This is a genomic window from Streptomyces rapamycinicus NRRL 5491 (assembly GCF_024298965.1).
GTDB lineage: Bacteria > Actinomycetota > Actinomycetes > Streptomycetales > Streptomycetaceae > Streptomyces > Streptomyces rapamycinicus.
The window spans coordinates 4330901-4353159 of sequence record NZ_CP085193.1 but is presented as its reverse complement, the minus strand read 5'-3'; the positions used below and the strand labels follow the sequence as shown (position 1 = coordinate 4353159).

Below are 22259 nucleotides of genomic sequence, written 5' to 3'. Positions count from 1 at the left end.
TTCGGGACTGTTACCTTCGTGGCCTCAGAATCGGGAAGGAAGAGGGGCCGTGGGGGAATGACGTCACAACCCTTGAATACCTCGGTACCACAGGAAGGCGCGGAGCCGAAATCGGTTGCCCGGCTGTTGTTGCGGGCGGCGCGCGACCACGCCCATTCGGGGGTGCGCTATCTGGTCGGGCCCACAGCGGGCGAATCCGTGTGGCAGCCTTATCCGGAACTTCTGGAATCGGCGCTCGGACTCCTCTCCGCACTCCGCGACCGGGGATTGCGGCCGCAGGACAAGGTGGCCCTGCTGCTGGACCGCCAGCCGGAATTCCTGACGGTCCTCTGGGCCTGTCTGCTGGGCGGCTTCGTGCCCTGCCCGATGGTGCCGGTCTCCGGCGACCCGGCCCGCTGGGCGGCCCAACTCACCCACGTCAACGGGCTGTTGGGCGGACCGCTACTGGTGACCACCGAGGCGACGCGGGCCGAGCTGCCCGAGGTGCCCGGGCTCGCGGTGGCCGTCGTGGAGGAGTTGCGGGCGGCCGAGGACGCCTCCGGGGCCGAGCGCGGGCAGCCGCCCGCCATACACTCCGCGGCCCCGGACGACCTCGCCCTGCTGGTGCTGACCTCCGGCTCCACCGGGAATTCCAAAGCGGTCATGCTGACCCATGGGAATATCCTGGCGTCGATGGCCGGAAAGGCGGGAAAGCAGCGGCTCACGGCCACCGATACCACCTTCAACTGGATTTCCTACGACCATGTGGCCGCCCTTCTGGAAGCGCATATGCTGCCGCTGTACGTGGGTGCCGAGCAATTGCATGCGGAGGCCGCGGTCATTCTTGAGGAACCGCTGCGGTTCCTCCGGATCATATCCCGTCACAAGGTCACGATGACCTTTACGCCGAACTTCCTCCTCGGTCCGCTCAATTCCTCCGCCCATGAGATGGCGGAGGAGATATCGGCGGGCGGCGAAGGGCTCGATCTCAGCGCGCTGCGCCATATCGTCAGCGGCGGTGAGGCGAATGTCGTCGCGACCGGCGAGGCATTCCTTGCGCATTACGCCCCGTACGGTCTGCGGGAGGCCGCGCTCTGGCCAGCCTTCGGCATGACGGAGACCTGCGCGGGCAGCATCTACAACCGCGCGTTCCCGGCCACCGACGCGGGCCAGGAGTTCGCCAACCTCGGCACCCCCGTCGAGGGGCTGCGGATCCGGGTCGCCGACGACGACCACCGGGCGCTGCCCACGGGCGAGATCGGCGAGCTGCAGCTCAGCGGCCCGATGATCACCCCCGGCTACTACAACAACCACGACGCCACCGAGGAAGCCTTCACCCCCGACGGCTGGTTCCGCAGCGGCGATCTGGGCCGGATCGACGAGGGCCGGCTGACCCTCGTCGGCCGCAGCAAGGACAGCGTCATCGTCAATGGCGTCAACTACTTCAGCCATGAGATAGAGGCCGCCCTGGAGCAGCTCGACGATGTCGCCGGCGGCTATGTCGCGGCGTTCCCGACCCGCCGCCCCGGCAGCGACACCGAGCAGCTGGTCATCGCCGTCAGCCCCGAGCCGGCGGACGACGACGAGGCCGGGCTGCACCGCATGATCACGGCGGTGCGCTCCACCGTCGTGATCCACTGGGGCTTCCGGCCCTTCCTCATCCTGCCGCTGCCCAAGGACGCCTTTCCCAAGACCAGCCTCGGCAAGACGCTGCGCCGCCGGATGCGCCAGCGCCTGGAGTCCGGCGGATACGACGACGTCATCGAGCGGGTCGCGGAGCTGACCACCCGCCGGCTCGGAGGTCACACACCGCCCGAGGGCGAGACCGAGCGGATCCTCGCCGGGATCTACGCCGAGATGTTCGACACCACCCCGGACCGCATCAGCGCCACCGCGAGCTTCTTCGACCTGGGCGGCACCTCGCTGGACATCCTGCGGCTGCGGCGCCAGGTCCACCGCCGCCTGGGGGTCGCCGATCTGCCGGTCATCACGGTGCTCACGGCGCCGTCGGTACGGCAGCTCGCCGCCCGGCTCGACGGCGGTGGCGCGCCCGGCGCCGTGGCGTACGACCCGGTCGTACCGCTCCAGACCGGCGGCGAGAAGACCCCGCTGTTCTGCGTCCACCCCGGCGTCGGCGAGGTGCTGGTCTTCGTCAACCTCGCCAAGTACTTCACCGGCGAGCGGCCGTTCTACGCGCTGCGGGCCCGGGGCTTCAACGAGGGCGAGAAGCCCTTCACCAGCTTCGAGGAGATGGTGGAGTGCTATGTGGAGGCCATCCGCGCCCGCCAGCCGCACGGCCCCTACGCCGTCGCCGGGTACTCCTACGGCGGGGCGGTGGCATTCGAGATCGCCAAGGCGCTCGAGGCCCAGGGCGAGCGGGTCGACTTCGTCGGCAGCTTCAACCTTCCGCCGCACATCAAGTACCGCATGGACGAGCTCGACTTCATCGAGACCGCGACCAACCTCGCCTTCTTCCTCGACCTGGTCAACAAGAAGCAGTCGCTCGAACTCCCCGCCGAACTGCGCCCGCTGTCCCAGGAGGAGCAGCTCGCGCGTCTGTTGCGGATCGCCCCACCGGCCCGGCTGGACGAACTCGACCTGGACCTGGACAAGTTCACCGCCTGGGCGGAGCTGGCCCATGGCCTCACCACCCTGGGCCGCGACTACCACCCCAGCGGCACCACCCGGTCCATGACGGTCTTCTACGCGATCCCGCTGCGCGGCACCAAGGAGGAGTGGCTGGCGAACGAACTGCGCCGGTGGGACGACTACACGACCGAGCCCAACCGGTATCTGGACGTACCCGGTGAGCACTACACCCTGATGGGCCCGCGGCATGTCGCGGCCTTCCAGGCGGTTCTGCGCAGGGAGCTCGACCGCGCGCTGGACGACGCCGACCGGGCCCGGACCACGGGCCGGTCATAGGCCCGTAAGGGCCGGACACAAGCCCCCGGCAGGGCCAGGCACAGGGCCCCGGCAGGGCCAGGCACAAGGAGAAGAGCAGGGTGGAAGGCAAGAAGATCCTGGTCACCGGCGGCACCGGGCAGGTCGCCCGGCCGGTGGCCGAGGCGCTGGCCGAGCGCAACGAGGTGTGGTGCCTGGGCCGGTTCGGCACCCCCGGTGTCGAGAAGGAGCTGAACGACCAGGGGATCACCACGTTCCACTGGGACATGAACGACCCGCGCGAGGTGGCGTACGAGGGGCTGCCGGACGACTTCACCCATGTCTTCCACTCGGCGGTGCGCCGCGGTGAGGACGGCGACGTCAACGCGGCCATCGAGGTCAACTCGGTGGCCACCGGCCGGCTGATGTCCCACTGCCGGACGGCGGAGGCGTTCCTCTTCGTCTCCACCGGGGCGCTCTACAAGCGGCAGACCCTCGACCACGCGTACACCGAGGACGACCCCGTGGACGGAGTGGCCGACTGGCTGCCCGCCTACCCGGTGGGCAAGATCGCGGCGGAGGGCGCGGTACGGGCGTTCGCCCAGGTGCTGAACCTGCCGACGACCATCGCCCGGCTCAACATCGCCTACGGGCCCGGCGGCTACGGCGGGGTGCCGATGCTCTACTTCAAGCGGATGCTCGCGGGCGAGCCGATACCGGTGCCCATGGAGGGCCAGAACTGGTGCTCCCTCCTCCACACCGACGACCTCATCGCCCATGTCCCCCATCTGTGGCAGGCGGCGTCGACCCCGGCCACGCTGGTCAACTGGGGCGGGGACGAGGCGGTCGGGATGACCGACTGCGTGCGCCATCTGGAGGAGCTCACCGGGGTCACCGCCCGGCTCGTCCCGAGCGAGGTCACCCGGGAGACGTACCACTTCGACCCCACCCGGCGGCGGGAGATCACCGGCCCCTGCCGGGTGCCGTGGCGCGAAGGCGTACGGCGCACGCTCCAGGCGCTCCACCCCGAGCACCTTCCGTCTTGAGCCGCGGCACACCGCCGTCTGAGGAGTGGCGACCACCATGGCATCACCGAACATCAAGGCCATCCGCGCCTGCTACGCGGGGTTCCGCGACCGTGACATCGAGGGGATCCTCTCGGGGATGCACCCCGATGTGGAGTGGGTGCATCCGGAGGGGATGGCCAAGTACGGGCTCGGCGGCACCAAGCTGGGCCATGCGGGCATCAAGGAGTTCCTGGCCCATGTGCCGACCGTGCTGGGCGGGATGAAGCTCGCGCCCGAGGAGTTCATCGAACAGGGCGACCGGGTCGTGGTGTTCGGCACCCGCGAGGTGACCTCGCGGAGCGGCAGAACCGTGACGCTGGACTTCATCCACTCGTGGACGATGCGGGACGGCAGGGCGACGAGGATGGAGGACATCTTCGACACGGTGGCGTTCCATGAACTGATCGAGAGCTGACCGGAATCGCATACCAGCCGTCCGCTCCCGCACCGGGCAGGCGCGGGGGCGGACGGCCGTCAGGTCTCCGGTCTCAGGTCTCAGGTCTCCGGTCTCAGACCGTACGGAAGACCTCTTCGTACTCCAGGCGCGGCAGCCGCCCCATCCAGGCGTCCGGACCCGGCTTGCCGATGTTGACCACACAGACCGCCGCGTGCCGCCCGTCCTCGAAGAACTCCTTGGAGACGGCCGCGTGGTCGAAGCCGATCATGGGCCCGGCGGCGAGCCCCGCGGCGCGCACGCCCAGGATGAAGTAGCCCACCTGAATCGCGGTGTTGAACCGCGCCGACCCCTCCCGGGCCTCCGGGTCGGCGAAGAACGCCTGCGGGTTCTCCATGAACGGCACCAGCCGCGGCAGCTCCTCATGGAAGTCCAGGTCCGCGGCGAGCACCGCCACCAGCGGGGCCTTGGCCGTCTTCTCCTGGTTCCGCCCCGTCATCAGCGTCACCAGCCGGGCGCGCGCCTCCTCCGAGCGCACCAGCGCCACCCGCAGCGGCTGCTGGTTCAGCGAGGTGGGGGCGTACTTGACCAGTTCGTGGATCGCGCGGACCTGCTCGTCCGTCACCGGCTCATCGGTGAAGGTGTTGGCCGTACGGGCCTCCAGGAACAGCTGCCGCTGCGCCTCCGGCGCCAGGGTGAGAGGGCTCAGGGCCTCGCTGCTCTCCGGTCCGCTCATGGAGCTCTCCTTGTGAAGCGATGGTGAAACGACGTGATCCGCCGATGAATTAATTGGACTAGACGGGCTAGTCCATTGCGGTAAACGAAGGCTAGACTCACAAGTCCATCGAGGGCAAGACCGGCTCGGAGCGAGGAGGTTGGGCCGTTGCGGACGGACAGCGGTCCCCGGCGCGGCGCGGCGGGACGGCCCGTGGGCCCCCAGCCCGCCAAGCGGCAGGCGATATTGGAGGCGGCGGTGGCCGTCTTCCTGCGCGAGGGGTACGACCGGGCGAGCGTGGACGCCATCGCGGACGAGGCCCGGGTGTCCAAACAGACCGTCTACAACCACTTCGGCGACAAGGAGCGGCTGTTCATCGCCGCCGTCGAGGAGGAACGGGAGCGGGTGGCGGCCGGTTTCGCCGCCGGTTCCCCGCACGCCCTCGGGCCGGACGGCGCCGGGGCCCCCGAGACGTACGACTCCGGCGATGCCCGCACCGCGCTGCTCGCCTTCGGCCACCGGGTGCTCGCCGTGCTCCTCGACGCGCGGGCCTCCGCGCTTCGCCGCCTGGTCATCGCCGAGGTCGCCCGCCACCCCTCGCTGCGCCCCGCTTGCGCGGAGGGGGAGCCCCAGCAACTGGTGGAGTACCTCGCCGAGATGCTCGGGCGGCGCACCGGCAGCGGTGAGCTGAGCGTGCCCGAGCCGGCCACCGCCGCCCGCCAGTTCGTGGCCCTCATCATTCAACAAGGGCTCTACCAGTCGATGTACGGCACCCGCCCGCTCACCGAGGACGAGGCCACGGCCGTCTGCGAGAGCGCCGCCGACCTGCTCGTCCGTGCGTACCGCCCATGAAGCCCGAAGAGAGGTACCACCCATGCGGGTGAGCGTGCTCGGACCGCTGACACTCGGCCTCGGCGCCCGGTCCGGAGTGCCCAGCGCGATGAAGCCGCGCAAGGTGCTGTCCCTGCTGCTGCTCAACGCCGGCCGGATGGTGCCGGTGCAGTCGCTGATGGCCGAGCTGTGGGGCGATCAGCCGCCGCGCACCGGGCTGACCACGCTCCAGACGTACATCCTGCATCTGCGCAAGCTGCTCGCCGAGGGGCTGGGGATGTCGTCGGCCGCCGTCACCCGGGATGTGCTGCAGACCCGGCCCGGGGGCTACGCCATGGTGGTGAGCCCGGGCGAGCTCGACGTCCATGAGTACCGCGACCTCGTCGCCGAGGGCGAAGGCGCGCTGGAAGTCGGCGACGAGCGGACCGCGGACACCTCCTTCCGGCGGGCGCTGGCCCTCTGGCAGGGCCCGGCCCTGGTCGACGTCACCCCGCACGGGCGGCCGCTGCAGGCGGAGGTCGCCCGGCTGGAACAGTCCCGGCTCACGGTCACCGAGCGCGGCATCGAGACCCGGCTGCGGCTCGGCGGCCATCTGGAGGTGCTGAGCGACCTCGCCTCGCTCGTCGTGGAGCACCGCTTCCACGAGGGCCTGCACGGTCAGTACATGCTCGCCCTCCACCGCTCCGGCCAGCGCACCCGTGCCCTGACGGTCTACCAGCGGCTGCGGACGGCGATGACGGAGGAACTGGGCCTCGAGCCCTCGGCGAAGCTGCAGCGGCTCCAGCAGGCGGTGCTGGTGTCCGACCCCAGGCTGGACCACGAGGCGGGGACGCCGGGGCGGGGGCCGGTGGTGGCGTGAGGGGCGGCCGACGTCGTGCCCCTCAGAGGCCGTGACCCTCAGAGCCGTGCCCCTCAGAGCCGTGCCCCTCAGAGGCCGTGGCCCCTCGGAGTCGTGCCCCTCAGACGTCGTCGTCCTCCTCGTCGAGCCGGGCCAGCCAGGTCGCCAGCCGCTCCACCGGGACCTCGAAGTCCGGGTTCAGGTCGACGAACGTCCGCAGCTGCCCGGCGAGCCACTCGAAGGTGACAGCCTCATCGCCGCGCCGCTGCTCCAGCTCCTCGATACCGCGATCGGTGAAGTACAAGGGTCGCTCCGGAAGGGTGGTGTGGATCTACCCGCCCAGGATATGCGGCCCGGCACCCCGGTGAGCGACCGAGGGCCGCCGGGGTTGACGTTGACGCGGGCGTCAATGTTTACGGTCCATCGACATGACCGACATGACAGCAGCGCACTTTTCCGGCAGAGCAGTGATCGTCACCGGCGGGGGAACCGGGATCGGGCGGGTCACCGCGCGGACCTTTGCCGAGCAGGGCGCCCAGGTCCTGGTGGTGGGCCGTACGGCGGCCCGGCTCGCCGAGACGGCCGCCGACGCCCCCGGCATCCGGCCGCTGACGGCCGACGTCGCGGCCCCCGGCGCCGCCGAGTTGATCGTGAACACCGCGATGGAGGCGTTCGGCCGCATCGATGTGCTGGTCAACAACGCCGCCGTGGTCCGGCAGGCGTCGCTCGGGGAAATCCGGCGGGAAGCCGCCGAGGAGATGCTGGCCGTCAACCTGCTCGCCCCTATGTACCTCACCCAGGCCGCCCTCCCGCAGCTGAGCGAGAGCGCGGGTGTCGTGATCAACGTCAGTACGGCGATCGGCCAGCGCGGCTGGCCGATGCCCGGCGGGGAGCTGTACGCCGCGCTGAAGGCCGCCCTGGACACGCTGACCCGCAGCTGGGCCGTCCAACTCGCCCCGCGCGGGGTGCGGGTGGCCGGGGTGGCGCCCGGCCCCATCGCCACCGGGATCGGGCATCACCAGGGGCTCGACGCCGAGCAGGTCGCCGCCCTGCGGAAGACTCTGATCGAGCATGTGCCGCTGGGGCGGTTGGGCCGACCGGAGGAGGTCGCCTTCTGGATCACCCAGCTCGCCCGGCCCGAGGCGGCCTACACGACGGGGGTCGTACTGCCGGTGGACGGCGGTGCGCTGGTCGGTTAAGAACGGCTAACACAATGAGGTGTATCGCTCCTGATGGCCGTGCTTGACAGGCCAGTTGGACGTTGTCCGGACCATGGGTACTTCGCCGTGGATCGTGTCGGATGACCTGTGGGACCGGATCGAGCCACTGCTACCGAGGAAACAGCGGCGGTTCCGATGCCCCGGGCGTCTGCCGATCCCCGACCGTCAGGTGCTGTGCGGGATCCTGTACGTGCTGCACACCGATATCCAGTGGGAACACCTTCCCCAGGAATTCGGCTTCGGCTCCGGAATGACGTGCTGGCGCCGACTACGGGACTGGAACAAAGCCGGCGTCTGGCAACGACTCCACGAGGTCCTACTGGCCGAGCTGAACGCTGCAGCACGGCTCGACTGGTCCCGTTGCGTAGTCGACTCCTCCCACGTCAGGGCCCTAAAAGGCGGCTCCACGCGGGCCCCTCACCGGTCGACAGGGGCCGGGCAGGATCCAAGCATCACCTGATCACCGACGGCCACGGCACCCCGCTCGCCGTCATTCTCACCGGCGGCAACCGCAACGACATCACCCAGCTCATCCCGCTGCTGGACACCATCCCGCCCGTCCGCGGCCGGGTCGGTCACCCACGGCGCAGGCCGGACTCACTGTTCGCCGACCGCGGCTACGACCACGACATCTACCGCGACCAGGTCCGCGCCCGCGGCATCATCCCTGCCCCGCTGGGAACGCCGACCCTACATCCACGAAGCCTTCCTCAAATTGGTCTGCTGCCTCATCACCCACCGGCAACTCCAGTCATCGTGTAAGCCCTTCTTAGCCCCGGTCGGAAGGTTCGCTCCCAGCTTCTCCGCTGTCTCGGGTTTGCCACAGGTCGCCTCCCTCGTACTTGCTCCGGAGCAGGGGAATCACCCCGCTGGGAATGCGGAACCCCTTCGCCCAGGAAGGGTCGGCGGCGTGGCCGTAGACGGTGGTGAGCAGGAAAGGCTCCCCTCCTGTCAGCACACCTACCGCTTGCAGATCCCTCGACAGGGTGCCGATCGGTTGGGTGAAGCCGCGGAGTCTGCGTGTCTCGTCGTAGCCGGCAAGCTCGTACACCGTCTCCCGGTCCACGAACCCGCCGTTTGCCGCAGCTGCAACGATTGCTTTGACTCGGGATGGGTAGCGCCTCATCAGCTCGTCCATGAACGCCGTCAGCGACTCCGCCGTCCAGGCCTCATCTTCGGAGTCTTTGTCGGCCGATGCCTCGCCCAGTTGCTCCAGGTCGCGGACCGAGCCCTCGTCCACGTTCAGTTCGAGGAGTTCTTTGGCCCAGCGGAGCAGTTCGCTTGGAGTGAGCATGTAGAGTCCCACCCCGGCCTGCTCCCGCAGTTCCTGGAGGAGTTCGGCACGGGGACGAGGCGGGATGTCGTATCCGCGGTTGGTCCACCAGTCCTTCTTCACGTCCCCCGTGACCAGTAGAACGTCGCACCCGCGGTGCCGGGCCTCCGCCATGAGCTGTACCCACACGAGGTAGTCACCGGCAGCTAGCTCGGGTTCCTTGGTGCGGAAGTCCTCGTGCCCCGGCGGTATCCCCTCGTCGGCGCGCTCCTGCGCCTCTTTCACGGCCTTGTCGTATTCGTCCGACGGCAGCGGCTCGCCGACCCGGCCGTGCAGAAGCGGTTCGAGGGCGTTGAGCACCGGGTCAGTGTGAGTGGTGGCAGTCTCCTTGAGTGCGTCGCACTCGGCCTGCGCCAGGATGAACTTCTTGAGGCTGCCGGCTGCTTTGGCGAGCTCGGTCAGGTCTCGGTCAGTCCGCTCTGCAGCCTCTTCGTTGTCCTTGAGTTGGACGGCGGTCAGCCAAGTGGTCACTACTGTCCGGGCCGCGTTGACCGCCTTATCGAGCGCGGCGCTTGCCTCATTGGCCTTGGTCGCGTGGTGATGGCGTACGGTCGGCGACTCACGGTTACGCCAGAACTCCGTGAGCACCTGGTGTGGAATCCACAGGCGCTCGCGAAGCCTGGCGAGGGCGGCAAGGGTGTCCCGGCGGGTGCTCTCGTTGGAGCGGTAGAGGTTGAGCAGCACATTGGTGTCAAGCACGACCAGACCGGAATCGAAGATCCGCTTGTAGTCGGAGCGGAGTGGGCTGCGATGGGCCTCGTCGCAATCGAAGACGCCCCGGACTTGCGGCTGGTCGGACGTGGTGTGCGCTGCTGCCATGAAACGCTCCCCTGGAATTGTAAGGCGCATCAGCCCTCCCCGGCTGGGTGCGCGGGGGAAAGTCTAGGACCGGATCGAGCCACTGCGACCGAGGAAACAGCGGCGGTTCCGACACCCCGGACGTCTGCCGATCACCGACCATCAGGGCTGGTCATCCGACACGATCCACGGCGAAGTACCCATGGCCCGGACAACGTCCAACTGACCTGTCAGGCACGGCCATCAGGAGCGATACACCTCATTGTGTTAGCCGTTCTAAGTGCGGACCGGCGGTTCTTTCCCCTCCTCGTCCCGTTCCCACAGCTGGGGCTCCGCCCCAGCCCCCGGCCGGACGCCCGGATATGCGTCGGTGAGCGGGGCCCCGGGCCGGGGCAGCGCAACAGCCCCGGCTGAGTGGCCTGGGTTCGCAGATTGTCGGCATGCCGGGGGAGGGCCAGGCGCCAAATAACTGACTGACCCTGAGTCGAAGTCGATTAGATGGCTGGTGAGTCAGGGGTAACGAGCCGGGCACGCTCGTACAGTTCTCGCGCTGCTGGATTCTTGAGATAGGGGCGCAACGAGTGGAACATTGTCACCACATGTTGATCTACCCGGCCTGACTTTATCGCAGGATAACCATCAAGGACCTTCCCCCAGTTTACGCACGCTGCATCTAGGTGCCCGACCTTCAATTGCCTTTCGGCCAGCATGGAAGTAAACCGGATCCCGCTGCGTCCGCTTTCGTTACTGCTGTTACGGAGGCGAAAATGTCGCTGAAGGGAATCGATGCTCCCGATGGTGTCGCCGAGTGCGCTTCGAACCTGGGCTTCGTGGTATGCCAAAGTGGCGGGCGAATATCCGCCGAAAGTGCGCGCCTGACTTTCGGCCTTCTCCATTGCGGAATCGGTTTCTCGGAGGAACTGATAGGCCGCGCTTCTATCTCCTCGCACCGCGTAAGCGTGCGCCTGCTGCCCCGCCAGAAAGGCACGCATTCGGGGCGCAGCGCTCGGCGCGGCGGCAGCGGCGGCATCTGCTAGGCGCACTGCGGGAGATCCATTGCCCAAGTCTGCGGCCTGCACTGACATGCCGCGCAAGATGTGACAGTACGTGAAATGGTCGTCGCTTGCCCCCGCCAACTCTAGGCCCTTCACGTAGTAATTTTGGGCCAATCCGTGAAGTCCCTCGTCTACCGCCATCCACCCGATTAGATAGCAGAGGAAAGAAGCGGCACCCATCATATTTTTCCGCACGGTCTCTGAGGCTGGGGCCTTCAAGTAGGGTGCGACGGTATTCACCAGAAAGGCGGCAGCCATCGGTCTGGCGTGCCGACCACCGAATTCGTCATCTAGCTCTGACAGCCTCTCTGTCATGGCTTTGATCATCTCGACTTCGGGCATCCCGGCAGACCGGGTCTGCCCAGCCTGAATAGCTTCCATTCTGCCCACTACGTCCGGCCAGCCGGGCACCGTAAGCGCGACGGAAAAGAGGCTGGCGCCTATCACGCTGCGGCGCGATGGGTCCATATCCTGCATGCCAAGGTCAATTAACCCCTCAACAGTACTCGGCTTCGCCGAGTCGGATGCAGGTGCCGGAAAGCCCGCCTCGCTATGAGTGATCGGACGACCCAGTTTCCGGGAAAGGGCCTCCAAGATCAGTGGCCGAGCCTCCATTTTCGGGACGTGCCCCTTTAGCCACTGGTGCGCGGTCTGCGCACTGTATGCCTTGGGCGCGCCTCCCTCGGTACCAACCCGGTTGACTGCCCGGGCGAAGCGCCCCAAGGTCCACCCCGTTTGCCCGTACAACTGTTTCAGGTTCGGGTTGGACTCCTGCCCCATGTCGTCACGCCCCCTCGTTTCAAGAGCATTTGAAGCTTTTGAAAATCGCTGCTCTTGCAACGGTACCGCTCCGAGTAGTGGCGCAGTTGCCTAGAGCGAGGAAGTAGCCCGATACGCGCCGATACCGGCGTAGGCCACACATGGGAGACCCCCGCAGCCGCTCCGAACGGCCCGGGGGCGTGGCCATCAACCACGTGGAGGTTGACAACATGCATGACCTTACTCGCCGTGCACTGGTGTGGATGAGTGCACTTCTGGCCTTACGGCCGTCTGGCCGTCACCGTGCCGTGCCGAACCTCCCCTCGTATCCGGTGCCTTCCCGGCCCGTGGCGGGGGCCGTGGACTCCGCGACTGTCCGGCGCGGGATGGCCGCCCCGCGCCTGTGCGCCGACTCGCCGACCCTCGAACTGCACACCATCCCCCTCCTGCCGCTGGACAGCGAGCTGCCCGCGCTGGTGCGTCCCTACGTGGTGGCCGATCAGCGGTGGAAGCAACAGCGGTCGAAGAGTGTCCCCCGGGTGGAGCTGATCTGTGCCCCGCACGGCATGGTGGTGATCCGGTGACCGCCACCGGCCATGCCGCGCCCGTCCCGGCCCCTGGCTGTGCCCTGTGCGCCACCCCCGGCAGCTTCGGGCGCCGTGATCCCGCCGAGCCGTGTTCGGGTTTGTGCCCGGCGTGTATCGCGGCGGGCAAGCCCACCCGCGAGGGTCTTGAGCGGGCCGTCGTGATCGTGGCCGGACAGACCCTTGCGGGGGCGGAATCCCTCGATCTGGCCACCGCCACGCCGGAAGAGTTGACCTACCACCTGGGCGCGGTGAAGCGCAGTCTGCGCAGCGTGCTTCACCTCCTGGCCTCGGTCGAGGGGGAGGGCCGGTGAACGCTGACAAGGCCCGGGGCGGGGGTGAAGCGCCGCGTATGACGATGCGCGTCTACACGATGGCGCGCGATGGGATCGTGACCGCGCGGCGTGCGGTGGTCGGTGTTCTCGTCGGGGAGGACGTCAATCCCTACGCGTTGGGGCAGGCGTGGCCGCCGTGCCAGTGCCCCCGCCACAGGGAGGAGAACGCCTCCTACCGCTTCCGGCGCACTTGAAACGGCCGTCCGCCCCTTGCCTGCCCCGTGGGGCCGGGCGGACGGTCCCCGGGCCCCCGGTCGCCGTGCTCCCCCGTGGCAGACAGCCGGGGCCACCCTCGAACGCCCCCGCTACCGAACGACCGAACGGAGCCATCTTGTGATCTCGCACATCACCGTCGACCGGCGCGACGCCACCTATGACCACCACGCGGAGCAAGCCGTCCTGCCGGTGACCGTCCACCACCGCGACGGCCGCACCGAACCCACCCGTCTCGTGATGGACCCCGGACAGGTAGAGCTGTACTTCCTCCAGCTCGGGCGGCTCATCGACACCCGCGCGGAGGAGCGGAGGCGGTGCGGGGAGCTTGCCGGGATGTGAACCGGCCCCATCCCCCCGGTAGGACCCTGCCCAGCGGCCCCGGAGGCCTCGATACACATCGAGGCCTCCGGGGCCCTGCCATGCCGCTCTGGCCCCGGCTCACGCATCCGGCGCCGGGTGCTGAGCCATCCATGCCCGCCACGCTTCTCGAGCGCGCTTGCGCGCGGTACAGATAGCGGCGATCGTCACCGGGGTACGCGGCCATAGCACGCGGAGTCAACCCGAGTGCTTCACCCGCGTACCGGGCCTCTTGGGCCATCCACGCCGCTAAGCTTCCCGCGAGGATCGCGGCCTCATACATGATCAGCACCGCCACCGTGCCACGCACGGAGTCGGATGCTCATCGACGGTTCCCCACTCTTCGATGAACAACTCGTCGCCCCCGACGGCCTGCGACTGGCCGTGCGACGACTGGCCGAGGGGCCCTACCGCGAAGACGGTGACGCACAGCTCCTCGAAGTACTGGATCTGCACTTCGCCGCACAAGCCTTCCTGTAAACCATGCGGGTGACCACACCGGTTCGCCGCCGACCGACTCCAGGAGACACGGTGTTCGCAATGCGCCTGGCCACGGCGGAAGACATCCCTGCCGTAGAGAACATGATCCTTGCCCGCTCTGCGTGGCTGGAGGAGCGAGGGCATCCGAGCTGGCGGGAGAACGCCACCGAACTCGCACGGCAGGCAGGGGACTCTGACGGTGCTGTGTGGGTTCTCGCCGAGGACGGCGGACAGGTCGTCGGGTGCACCACCGTGCAGGAACAGACCCCGCCTTGGGGCTGGACGCACGACGAACTCAACGAGTCGGCCCACTACCTCTATTCGACAGTCACCGATCCAGCGCACCGTGCGAAGAAGCCGGGAACCGTCATGGGGCTGTGGGCCGTGGATCGGGCCGCCCGGGAGGGGAAGGCATGGGTCCGTCGTGGTTGCAACTTCCCCGAATTGGTGAGGTACAACGAGACCCAGGGCTTCAGCCTGGTGCACGAAGTGCGGCGCACGAACAACAAGGTGTATCTGATGGCCCGACGGGCCGAGCGCATCGCTGACCTCGAAGAGAGGTTCCGGGCCCTGTAGCCGCTCCCCGAAGGCCCCCTCAATGACCAGCCGCTGGGTTCCAGAACACGTAGTGTCGCCGCATGCGGATAGGGGAGTTGGCGAAGGCCACCGGTGCCACGACCAGGGCCTTGCGCTTCTACGAGGAGCGGGGGCTGCTGAGCTCCACACGGGCGGTCAACGGCTACCGGGTGTACGACGAGCAGGCGGTCAGGCGGGTGGCCAACATCCGCTATCTGCTCGACGCCGGGCTCACGCTCGAGGACATCGAGCACTTCGGCGCCTGCCTGGACGGCGACCTGCCGAGCAGCCGGCCCGCCGAGGCCATGCTGGACGTCGCGCGCCGCCGCCTGAGCGTGCTGGACGACCGGATCGACACCCTCACGCGGGTGCGCGACGAGCTCGCCGGGCGGCTGGCCGCCGCCTCCGGCGGCCGGATCGCGGTCAGTCCGTCCGGCTGAGCAGCCAGGACACCAGCGCGCGGACGGCGCCGCCGAGCGCGGCGGCGGCGAGGGTGAGAAGGGCGGGACGGCGGCGGTCCGGCATCTTTGACCTGCTTTCCGGCATCTTCGACCTGCTTTCGTGAAACCGGCGAGGGCGCCGGGGGTACGTTTCACGATGTGCGGGGTCTGGGGTGTTGCGGCAGCCCGCACGCGTTGCAGCGGGCCGCAACGGGGGAGGGACGATCCATGGAGGACGAACCCGTCAGCGGGGAGCTGGTGCCGGAGCGGGACGCGGCGCGGCGGATCGGGGATCTGAAGCCGATTCCGGAGCAGGTGAGACCGGAGTGCCGGGCGCTGGCCGAGAACCTGCGGGAGCTGTTCGGCACGGTCGGGGTGTCGCTGCGGGTCCTCGCCGTACGGCTGCACTACGACGCGGGGACCGTCTCGCGCTATCTCAACGGGACCGTGGTGCCACCGGCCGAGTTCGTGGACCAGCTCTTCACCCATGCCGCCAAGGCCGCCGGACGGCCGCCCTCCACCGAGGTCGTGGCCCATGTGCACACCCTGCAACGCCGGGCGTTGCAGGCCACCAACAAGGTGGGCTGGGAGCTCCAATGCCTCCGTGACCGGCTCGCCGACGCGGACCGGCAGCGCCAGCAGGCCGAGGTGCGGGCGGAGGCGCTGTCGGAGGCGTTGCTGGTACGGAAACAGCGCATCGCCGAGATGGAGGTCGAGCAGCGCCGGATCGCGGTCGCGGCGGCGGACCGTGAGACCCGTGGCGCGGAGCTGGACCGGCTGCGTCAGGAGCGCGAGGACGTGACGGCCGAACGCGACCGGCTGCGGGAGGAGGTCGCCCTCCTCCAGGACGCGTTGGCCCAGGCCCGTCGCCAGGCGCTGGAGGCCGAGCAGCGCTGTGCGGCGCTGGAGCACCAGCTGCAGGCGGAGGAGGAGGCCGCCGGGGCGAAGGCCCAGTCCGAGGAGCCCGCGTCCTACCGGCTGTCGCACGTCCAGGAGCAGGTGGTGGTGGCCCAGGAGCGGGCGCGGCGGCTGGAGCGGGAACTGGCGGCGTTACGGACCCGCGACGCCGCCCCCGACGACCGTGCACCGATGGAATCCGGGCGTGTCCCCGACGTCTGGGGTGGTGTGCCGCGCCGCAATCCGCGGTTCACCGGGCGGGACGAGCTGCTCGCCGAGGTGCGCGAGCGGCTGCGGGCCGCCCCCGCCGACACCGCCGTGGTCGCCCTCGTCGGGCTGCCGGGCATCGGCAAGACGCAGCTCGCCGCCGAGTACGCGCATCGTTTCGCCGCTCGGTACGACGTGGTGTGGTGGGTCGGCGTGGACGGGCTGCCCGCCCTGGTCGAGCGGCTGGGCGCGCTCGCCCGGGCCCTGGGCGGCGGGGACGGCAGGGACCCGGACCTGGCCCGCGCCGCCCTGGAGGCGCTGCGGCGGGGCGATCCGTACCGGCGCTGGCTCATCGTCCTGGACGATGCCGACGACCCGGAGGCCATCGCCGGGGCACTGCCCGCCGGGGGCGGCCATGTGCTGATCACCTCGCGCAACCGGGCCTGGGCCGACCACTACGCCGAACTGCTGGACGTCCCGCCGCTGAACCGGCAGGACAGCGTCGCCCTCGTACGCCGCCGGGCGCCGCGCATCGGCCCCGAGGACGCGGACCGGCTGGCGGCGGCCGTCGAGGACCTGCCGCTGGCGCTGGACCAGACGGCGGGCTGGCTGGACGGCGCGTCCACACCGGTCTCCGAGTACGTGCGCATGGCGAGCGACGGCGAGCCCAACCCGGTACGGCCCGCCGCCGACTACCCGATGCCGTACCACTCCGCCTTCAAGGACCTGATCACCCGGCTGCGGGAGAGCACGAAGGCGGCGGCCGAACTGCTGCGCCTGTGTGCCCTGTTCGGCCCAGGCCCGGTCCCGCTCGCCCTGCTGCGGGCGGTCCCGGCGGGGCAGGTCTCCCCAGCGGTGGCGGCGCTCCTGGAGAACCCCGGCCAACTGGAGCTGGCCATCGGCAAGCTGGCCCAGTGGTCGGTGATGGGGCGGTCGGCGCTGGAGGCCGAGGCGGTGTGGATGAGCCGCTTCGTACGGGACGCGGTGCGGCGGCGGACACCGGAGGACAAGCGGGAGAAGGACGCCCGGGTCGTCCGTGGCGCCCTCGTCGCGGCGGATCCACGCTGCCCGGACGACCCCGCGGCATGGCCGCACTACGCCCGGCTGGTGCCGTATCTGGAGCCATCGGGCGCGCTGGAGTCGGAGGATGCCGCGTCGCGCCGGCTGGTCGTCGGGTTCCTCACGTATCTGACCCTGAGCGGCGACTACGCGACGGGCGGGCAGATCGCGGAACGCGCGGCGGGCGACTATCAGGAACTGTCCGCGCGCCGGGCCGCGCTGCGGCGCGAGACCGGGGACTACGGTGGCGCCGAGGCGCTGGACCGGGCGGTACTGGAGAGCCTGAGCGGGGCCGACACGCCGGGCACCCTCGTCGCGATGGCCCGGCTCGGCACGGATCTGCGGGGCCTGGCCCGCTATGACAAGGCATACCAACTGGCTTGCTGGCAGCGCGACCTGTGCGCCGACATCTGTCCGAAGGACGGTGCGGAGGCGCGGAACGCCCAGCGCAGCCTGTCCCATTCGCTGCGGATGCTCGGCTCCTACGCCGAGGCCGCGGAGCTGTCCGGGCGGACGCTGGACAGCGCGCGTGCGGAACTGGGCCCAACCGCGCTGGTGACGCTGGCCTGCGAGACGGAGCACGCGTACGACCTGCGGCTGTCCGGCCGTCAGCAGGAGGCGCTGACGCTGCAGGCGACCAGCGTCGAGCGGCACGTCGCGGTGCTGGGCGCCGAGCATCCGCTGGCCCTGACTGCCGAGTACCACCTGTGGAGGTGTGACTGGGAGGGTGACATCGACATCCATGCCCTGTGGGAGCGGGCGAAGCGCCTGCTGGGCGAGCACGCCCCGGTGACGATGATGATCGCGACGGGGATCACCCGCGTCCTCTGGCATGGCGGTGACTGGGACGAGGCATGGGACGTCGCTGAGAAGACCACGGAGCGTTACCAAGCCGCTCTGGGGGATCGGCACCCGTACACCATCGGAGCCCGTGCCAACCAGGCGCTCCTGCTCCCCGTGAAGGACCAGGCGCGGTTCCTGGAGACGGTGCTCACGGACATGACCGCCGCTGTCGGTGAGCGCCATCCCTGGACGCTGGGGATCGCGCTCAACACAGCCGCCGGCCAGCAGCCCCGGGACGGCTGCGCCATGAGCCGCGAAACCGCGCTGCACGCCGCCGAGGCGCTGGGCGAGCGGCATCCGCTGGCCCTGCTGGCCCAGATCGGGCTGGCCGCGGAGCTGCGGGTGATCCCCGGCGGACGTGGCGAGGCGGATGTGATCGAGGAGGTGGCCCTCGGCGGCCTGACGGCCGTCCTGGGACCGGATCACCCCGAGACCGTGGCGGCCCGCAACCGCACCCGGCACACCTGGCACTTCGAGCCGCTGCCGGTCTGACGCGGCTCGGAACGGCCGGAAGGCCGGGCCCCGAACGGGGCCCGGCCTTCCGGCACGCACGGGTGCGTCAGATCTCGAAGACCTCGCCCACCAGCGCCCCCTGCTCCGACTGGTGCCGCTTGTTCGACCCCACCGCGGGCGAGGACGAGTGCGGGCGGGAGACCCGGACCAGGCGCTCGGCGGCGGGGACGTCCGCGCCGACCGACAGCTCCAGGTGGTCGATCAGGTTGAGCGCGACGAACGGCCACGCACCCTGGTTCGCCGGTTCCTCCTGCGCCCAGACGAACTTCTGCACGCCCGAGTACTTGGCGATCTCGGCCTGCAGCTCCGCACCCGGCAGCGGGTACAGCCGCTCCAGGCGGATGATCGCCGTGTCGTTCGCACCGCGCTTGTCCCGCTCCGCGGCCAGGTCGTAGTAGACCTTGCCGGAGCAGAAGACCACCTTGCGCACCGACGCCGGGTCGACCGTCTCGTCGCCGATCACCGGGCGGAACGAGCCGTTGAGGAACTCGTCGGTCTTCGACGCCGCGGCCTTCAGACGCAGCATCGACTTCGGGGTGAAGATGACCAGCGGCTTGTGGTGCGGGTTGTGGACCTGCCAGCGCAGCAGGTGGAAGTAGTTCGACGGCAGCGTCGGCGCGGCGACCGTCATGTTGTTCTGCGCGCACAGCTGGAGGAAGCGCTCGATCCGGGCCGAGGAGTGGTCCGGGCCCTGGCCCTCGTAGCCGTGCGGCAGCAGCAGCGTGACACCAGAGGTCTGGCCCCACTTCTGCTCGGCCGAGGAGATGAACTCGTCGACGATGGTCTGCGCGCCGTTGACGAAGTCACCGAACTGCGCCTCCCACATGACCAGCGCGTCCGGGCGGGCCAGCGAGTAGCCGTACTCGAAGCCCATCGCCGCGTACTCGCTGAGCAGCGAGTCGTAGACGTTGTACCGCGCCTGGTCCTCGGTGAGGTAGAGCAGCGGGGTGTAGTCGTCGCCGGTCTCGCGGTCCACCAGCACCGCGTGGCGCTGTCCGAAGGTGCCGCGGCGGGAGTCCTGGCCGGCGAGCCGGACCGGGGTGCCCTCCATCAGCAGCGAACCGATGGCGAGGGTCTCGCCCATGCCCCAGTCGATCGAGTCGTCCTCGATCATCGCTGCGCGCCGCTGGAGCTGCGGGAACAGCCGCGGGTGGACGGTGATCCGGTCGGGGGTGTTGACCTGGGACTCGGCGATCCGCTTGACGACCTCCTGGGAGACCGCCGTCTGGACCGTGACCGGGAACTCCGCCTGCGGCTCGGGGACCTCGGCCGGGGCCGGGGCCGAGACCGCGTCACGGACCTCGGTGAAGACCTTCTCCAGCTGGCCCTGGAAGTCCTGCAGCGCCTGTTCGGCCTCTTCCAGGGTGATGTCGCCGCGCCCGATCAGCGACTCGGTGTAGAGCTTGCGCACCGAGCGCTTCTTGTCGATCAGGTCGTACATCAGCGGCTGGGTGAAACCGGGGTTGTCGGTCTCGTTGTGGCCGCGGCGGCGGTAGCAGATCAGGTCGATGACCACGTCCTTGTTGAACGCCTGGCGGAATTCGAAGGCGAGCCGCGCGACGCGCACGACGGCCTCCGGGTCGTCGCCGTTGACGTGGAAGATCGGCGCCTCGATCATGCGCGCGACGTCCGTGGCGTACATCGAGGAGCGGGACGCCGCCGGGGCGGCGGTGAAGCCGACCTGGTTGTTGATCACGATGTGCACGGTGCCGCCGGTGCGGTAGCCGCGCAGCTGCGACATGTTCAGCGTCTCGGCCACGACGCCCTGGCCCGCGAAGGCCGCGTCGCCGTGGAGGGCGACGGGCAGCACCGTGAAGTCGGTGCCGGCCTTGCCGATGATGTCCTGCTTGGCGCGGACGACGCCCTCCAGGACCGGGTCCACGGCCTCCAGGTGGGAGGGGTTCGCGGCGAGCGAGACCTTGATCTGCTCACCGTCCAGACCGGTGAAGGTGCCCTCGGCGCCCAGGTGGTACTTGACGTCGCCGGAGCCGTGCATGGACTTCGGGTCGAGGTTGCCCTCGAACTCGCGGAAGATCTGCGCGTACGACTTGCCGACGATGTTGGCGAGCACGTTGAGCCGGCCGCGGTGGGCCATGCCGACGACGACCTCGTCAAGACGCGACTCGGCGGCCGCGTCCAGCACCGCGTCCAGCAGCGGGATGACGGACTCGCCGCCCTCCAGGGAGAACCGCTTCTGGCCGACGTACTTGGTCTGGAGGAAGGTCTCGAACGCCTCGGCCGCGTTGAGCCGACGCAGGATGCGCAGCTGCTCCTCGCGCTCCGGCTTGTCGTGGTTGCGCTCGACGCGGTCCTGGATCCACTTGCGCTGCTTCGGGTCCTGGATGTGCATGAACTCGATGCCGGTGGTGCGGCAGTACGAGTCGCGCAGCACGCCCAGGATGTCGCGCAGCTTCATCATGGACTTGCCCGCGAAGCCGCCGACCGCGAACTCGCGCTCCAGGTCCCACAGGGTGAGCCCGTGCTCGATGATGTCCAGGTCGGGGTGCTTGCGCTGGCGGTACTCCAGCGGGTCGGTGTCGGCCATCACATGGCCGCGGACCCGGTAGGAGTGGATCAGGTCGAAGACCCGCGCCGCCTTGGTGACGTCGTCGTCGTGGCTGACGTCGATGTCCTTGAGCCAGCGGACCGGCTCGTAGGGGATGCGCAGCGCCTTGAAGATCTCGTCGAAGAAGTCGTTCTCGCCGAGCAGCAGCTGGCTCATGATCCGCAGGAACTCGCCGGAGGCGGCGCCCTGGATCACCCGGTGGTCATAGGTGCTGGTCAGCGTCATGATCTTGGCGATGCCCAGCTTGTTCAGGGTGTCCTGGGAGGTGCCCTGGAACTCGGCCGGGTACTCCATGGCGCCGACGCCGATGATCAGGCCCTGGCCGGGCATCAGCCGCGGCACCGAGTGGACGGTGCCGATGCCGCCGGGGTTGGTGAGGGAGGCCGTGACGCCGGTGAAGTCGTCCATCGTCAGCTTGTTCGCGCGGGCGCGGCGGACGATGTCCTCGTACGCCTGCCAGAACTCGAAGAAGTTGAGCGTCTCGGCCTTCTTGATCGCCGCGACGACGAGCTGGCGGTCGCCGTTGGGCTTGACCAGGTCGATGGCGAGACCGAGGTTGATGTGCTCGGGCTTGACCAGGGTCGGCTTGCCGTCCTTCTCGGCGAACGAGTGGTTCATCGAGGGCATCGCCTTCAGCGCCTGCACCATGGCGTAGCCGATCAGGTGCGTGAAGGACACCTTGCCGCCGCGGGCGCGCTTGAGGTGGTTGTTCATGACGATGCGGTTGTCGAACAGCAGCTTCACCGGGACGGCGCGGACCGAGGTGGCGGTCGGCAGCTCCAGCGACGCGTTCATGTTCTTCGCCACGGCGGCGGACGGGCCGCGCAGCGTGACCAGCTCGGGCCCCGCGGAGGGCGCGGCGGGCTCCTTCTTGGAGACCGTCGGCTCGGCCGGGGTCGGCTTGACCGGCGCGGGCTTGGCCGGGGCCGCGGGGGCGGCCTTGGCGGCGGGGGCCGCGGGCTGCGCGGCGGGGGCCGCGGTGGCCGGCTTGGCCTCGGCGGGCTTCGCGGCCGGGGCGGCGGGCCCGGCCTCCGCCGGCTTGGCCGCCGCGGGCTGGGCCGGAGCCGCCGGGGCGGCGCTCGCGGCTACTCCCTGTGGTGGCGCGGCCACCGCGGAGCCGGTGTCCTGACCCGGCTTGTAGTCGGCGAAGAAGTCCCACCAGGCTCGGTCGACCGAGTTCGGGTCCTGGAGGTACTGCTGGTAGATCTCGTCGACGAGCCACTCATTGGGGCCGAAGGCAGCGGCAGGGTTACTTCCCTGCCCGTCCTGTTCATCGGTCGAGACGCTCGAGGTGTTGGGGGACTGTGGCGACAC

At 69.4% G+C, this 22259-nt stretch carries 19 protein-coding genes and 1 pseudogene; 15 read left to right on the top strand and 5 right to left on the bottom strand.

The features are described from left to right. The first annotated feature begins 57 nt into the window (after positions 1-57). The 3 genes from LIV37_RS17675 (at position 58) to LIV37_RS17665 (ending at position 4344) form a co-directional block, all read left to right on the top strand. Positions 58-2904 (top strand): non-ribosomal peptide synthetase, encoded by a 2847-nt coding sequence (locus LIV37_RS17675; protein WP_254807106.1) that lies wholly within the window; start codon positions 58-60, stop codon positions 2902-2904. 80 nt (positions 2905-2984) lie between these two features. After that, positions 2985-3908, top strand: a complete 924-nt coding sequence (locus tag LIV37_RS17670) for an NAD-dependent epimerase/dehydratase family protein (protein WP_020868483.1) — start codon at positions 2985-2987, stop codon at positions 3906-3908. Positions 3909-3945: 37 nt separating this feature from the next. Then, positions 3946-4344: a nuclear transport factor 2 family protein gene (locus LIV37_RS17665; RefSeq protein WP_020868482.1), complete on the top strand. Its 399-nt coding sequence runs from the start codon at positions 3946-3948 to the stop codon at positions 4342-4344. 94 nt (positions 4345-4438) lie between these two features. Here LIV37_RS17665 and LIV37_RS17660 read toward each other — a convergent pair whose 3' ends face one another. Then, the gene (locus LIV37_RS17660; RefSeq protein WP_020868481.1) at positions 4439-5059 is read right to left on the bottom strand and encodes a malonic semialdehyde reductase; all 621 of its coding nucleotides are present in this window, start codon (positions 5057-5059) and stop codon (positions 4439-4441) included. Between the two features lie 147 nt (positions 5060-5206). Between LIV37_RS17660 and LIV37_RS17655 the strand changes: the two genes are divergently transcribed. Together LIV37_RS17655 and LIV37_RS17650 are read left to right on the top strand one after the other, a co-directional pair. Further along, complete coding sequence (locus LIV37_RS17655) at positions 5207-5890, top strand: TetR/AcrR family transcriptional regulator (protein ID WP_020868480.1); 684 nt, start codon at positions 5207-5209, stop codon at positions 5888-5890. Positions 5891-5912: 22 nt separating this feature from the next. Continuing rightward, positions 5913-6728 carry an AfsR/SARP family transcriptional regulator gene (locus tag LIV37_RS17650; protein ID WP_020868479.1) on the top strand — a complete coding sequence of 272 codons (816 nt, stop codon included), beginning with the start codon at positions 5913-5915 and terminating at the stop codon, positions 6726-6728. Positions 6729-6828: 100 nt separating this feature from the next. Here LIV37_RS17650 and LIV37_RS17645 read toward each other — a convergent pair whose 3' ends face one another. Further along, positions 6829-7011: a DUF6104 family protein gene (locus LIV37_RS17645; protein ID WP_020868478.1), complete on the bottom strand. Its 183-nt coding sequence runs from the start codon at positions 7009-7011 to the stop codon at positions 6829-6831. 124 nt (positions 7012-7135) lie between these two features. Here LIV37_RS17645 and LIV37_RS17640 point away from each other — a divergent pair, with 124 nt between their 5' ends. Further along, positions 7136-7906, top strand: a complete 771-nt coding sequence (locus LIV37_RS17640; RefSeq protein ID WP_121824821.1) for an SDR family NAD(P)-dependent oxidoreductase — start codon at positions 7136-7138, stop codon at positions 7904-7906. Between the two features lie 73 nt (positions 7907-7979). Then, positions 7980-8678 (top strand): annotated as a pseudogene (locus LIV37_RS17635) (IS5 family transposase); the annotation flags it as partial. 18 nt (positions 8679-8696) lie between these two features. Here the strand turns inward: LIV37_RS17635 and LIV37_RS17630 are convergent. After that, positions 8697-10079, bottom strand: a complete 1383-nt coding sequence (locus LIV37_RS17630) for a PIN-like domain-containing protein (protein ID WP_020868475.1) — start codon at positions 10077-10079, stop codon at positions 8697-8699. 473 nt (positions 10080-10552) lie between these two features. Continuing rightward, positions 10553-11893 (bottom strand): NsdA family TPR-like regulatory protein, encoded by a 1341-nt coding sequence (locus tag LIV37_RS17625; RefSeq protein WP_121824822.1) that lies wholly within the window; start codon positions 11891-11893, stop codon positions 10553-10555. Between the two features lie 338 nt (positions 11894-12231). Between LIV37_RS17625 and LIV37_RS17620 the strand changes: the two genes are divergently transcribed. The 8 genes from LIV37_RS17620 (at position 12232) to fxsT (ending at position 18358) form a co-directional block, all read left to right on the top strand. Continuing rightward, a complete protein-coding gene (locus LIV37_RS17620) occupies positions 12232-12456 on the top strand; it encodes a hypothetical protein (protein WP_148717837.1) in 225 nt (74 codons plus the stop codon). Beyond that, positions 12453-12770, top strand: a complete 318-nt coding sequence (locus tag LIV37_RS17615) for a hypothetical protein (RefSeq protein WP_121824823.1) — start codon at positions 12453-12455, stop codon at positions 12768-12770. The genes LIV37_RS17620 and LIV37_RS17615 overlap by 4 nt, the downstream gene beginning before the upstream one ends. Then, entirely contained in the window at positions 12767-12985 is a 219-nt protein-coding gene (locus LIV37_RS17610; RefSeq protein ID WP_148717838.1) for a hypothetical protein, read from the top strand. The genes LIV37_RS17615 and LIV37_RS17610 overlap by 4 nt, the downstream gene beginning before the upstream one ends. A 139-nt stretch (positions 12986-13124) precedes the next feature. Continuing rightward, on the top strand, positions 13125-13346 hold the full coding sequence (locus LIV37_RS17605) for a hypothetical protein (protein ID WP_020868471.1): 222 nt from the start codon (positions 13125-13127) through the stop codon (positions 13344-13346). 336 nt (positions 13347-13682) lie between these two features. Next, positions 13683-13844 (top strand): hypothetical protein, encoded by a 162-nt coding sequence (locus LIV37_RS17600; protein WP_020868470.1) that lies wholly within the window; start codon positions 13683-13685, stop codon positions 13842-13844. Between the two features lie 60 nt (positions 13845-13904). After that, on the top strand, positions 13905-14420 hold the full coding sequence (locus LIV37_RS17595) for a GNAT family N-acetyltransferase (protein ID WP_121824825.1): 516 nt from the start codon (positions 13905-13907) through the stop codon (positions 14418-14420). A 62-nt stretch (positions 14421-14482) separates the two neighbouring features. Then, entirely contained in the window at positions 14483-14860 is a 378-nt protein-coding gene (locus tag LIV37_RS17590) for a MerR family transcriptional regulator (RefSeq protein ID WP_121824826.1), read from the top strand. 228 nt (positions 14861-15088) lie between these two features. Next, positions 15089-18358, top strand: a complete 3270-nt coding sequence (fxsT, locus tag LIV37_RS17585) for an FxSxx-COOH system tetratricopeptide repeat protein (RefSeq protein ID WP_121824827.1) — start codon at positions 15089-15091, stop codon at positions 18356-18358. 67 nt (positions 18359-18425) lie between these two features. Here fxsT and LIV37_RS17580 read toward each other — a convergent pair whose 3' ends face one another. Then, positions 18426-22259 (bottom strand): multifunctional oxoglutarate decarboxylase/oxoglutarate dehydrogenase thiamine pyrophosphate-binding subunit/dihydrolipoyllysine-residue succinyltransferase subunit, encoded by a 3834-nt coding sequence (locus LIV37_RS17580; protein ID WP_121824828.1) that lies wholly within the window; start codon positions 22257-22259, stop codon positions 18426-18428.

What these genes read in the sequence shown, in the direction of transcription:
- LIV37_RS17640 (WP_121824821.1), top strand. Translation starts at nt 7,136, where the DNA reads ATGACCGACATGACAGCAGCGCACTTTTCCGGCAGAGCAGTGATCGTC.
- LIV37_RS17590 (WP_121824826.1), top strand. Translation starts at nt 14,483, where the DNA reads ATGCGGATAGGGGAGTTGGCGAAGGCCACCGGTGCCACGACCAGGGCC.
- LIV37_RS17650 (WP_020868479.1), top strand. Translation starts at nt 5,913, where the DNA reads ATGCGGGTGAGCGTGCTCGGACCGCTGACACTCGGCCTCGGCGCCCGG.
- LIV37_RS17600 (WP_020868470.1), top strand. Translation starts at nt 13,683, where the DNA reads ATGCTCATCGACGGTTCCCCACTCTTCGATGAACAACTCGTCGCCCCC.
- LIV37_RS17675 (WP_254807106.1), top strand. Translation starts at nt 58, where the DNA reads ATGACGTCACAACCCTTGAATACCTCGGTACCACAGGAAGGCGCGGAG.
- LIV37_RS17660 (WP_020868481.1), bottom strand. Translation starts at nt 5,059, where the DNA reads ATGAGCGGACCGGAGAGCAGCGAGGCCCTGAGCCCTCTCACCCTGGCG.
- fxsT (WP_121824827.1), top strand. Translation starts at nt 15,089, where the DNA reads ATGGAGGACGAACCCGTCAGCGGGGAGCTGGTGCCGGAGCGGGACGCG.
- LIV37_RS17665 (WP_020868482.1), top strand. Translation starts at nt 3,946, where the DNA reads ATGGCATCACCGAACATCAAGGCCATCCGCGCCTGCTACGCGGGGTTC.
- LIV37_RS17595 (WP_121824825.1), top strand. Translation starts at nt 13,905, where the DNA reads ATGCGCCTGGCCACGGCGGAAGACATCCCTGCCGTAGAGAACATGATC.
- LIV37_RS17630 (WP_020868475.1), bottom strand. Translation starts at nt 10,079, where the DNA reads ATGGCAGCAGCGCACACCACGTCCGACCAGCCGCAAGTCCGGGGCGTC.
- LIV37_RS17625 (WP_121824822.1), bottom strand. Translation starts at nt 11,893, where the DNA reads ATGGGGCAGGAGTCCAACCCGAACCTGAAACAGTTGTACGGGCAAACG.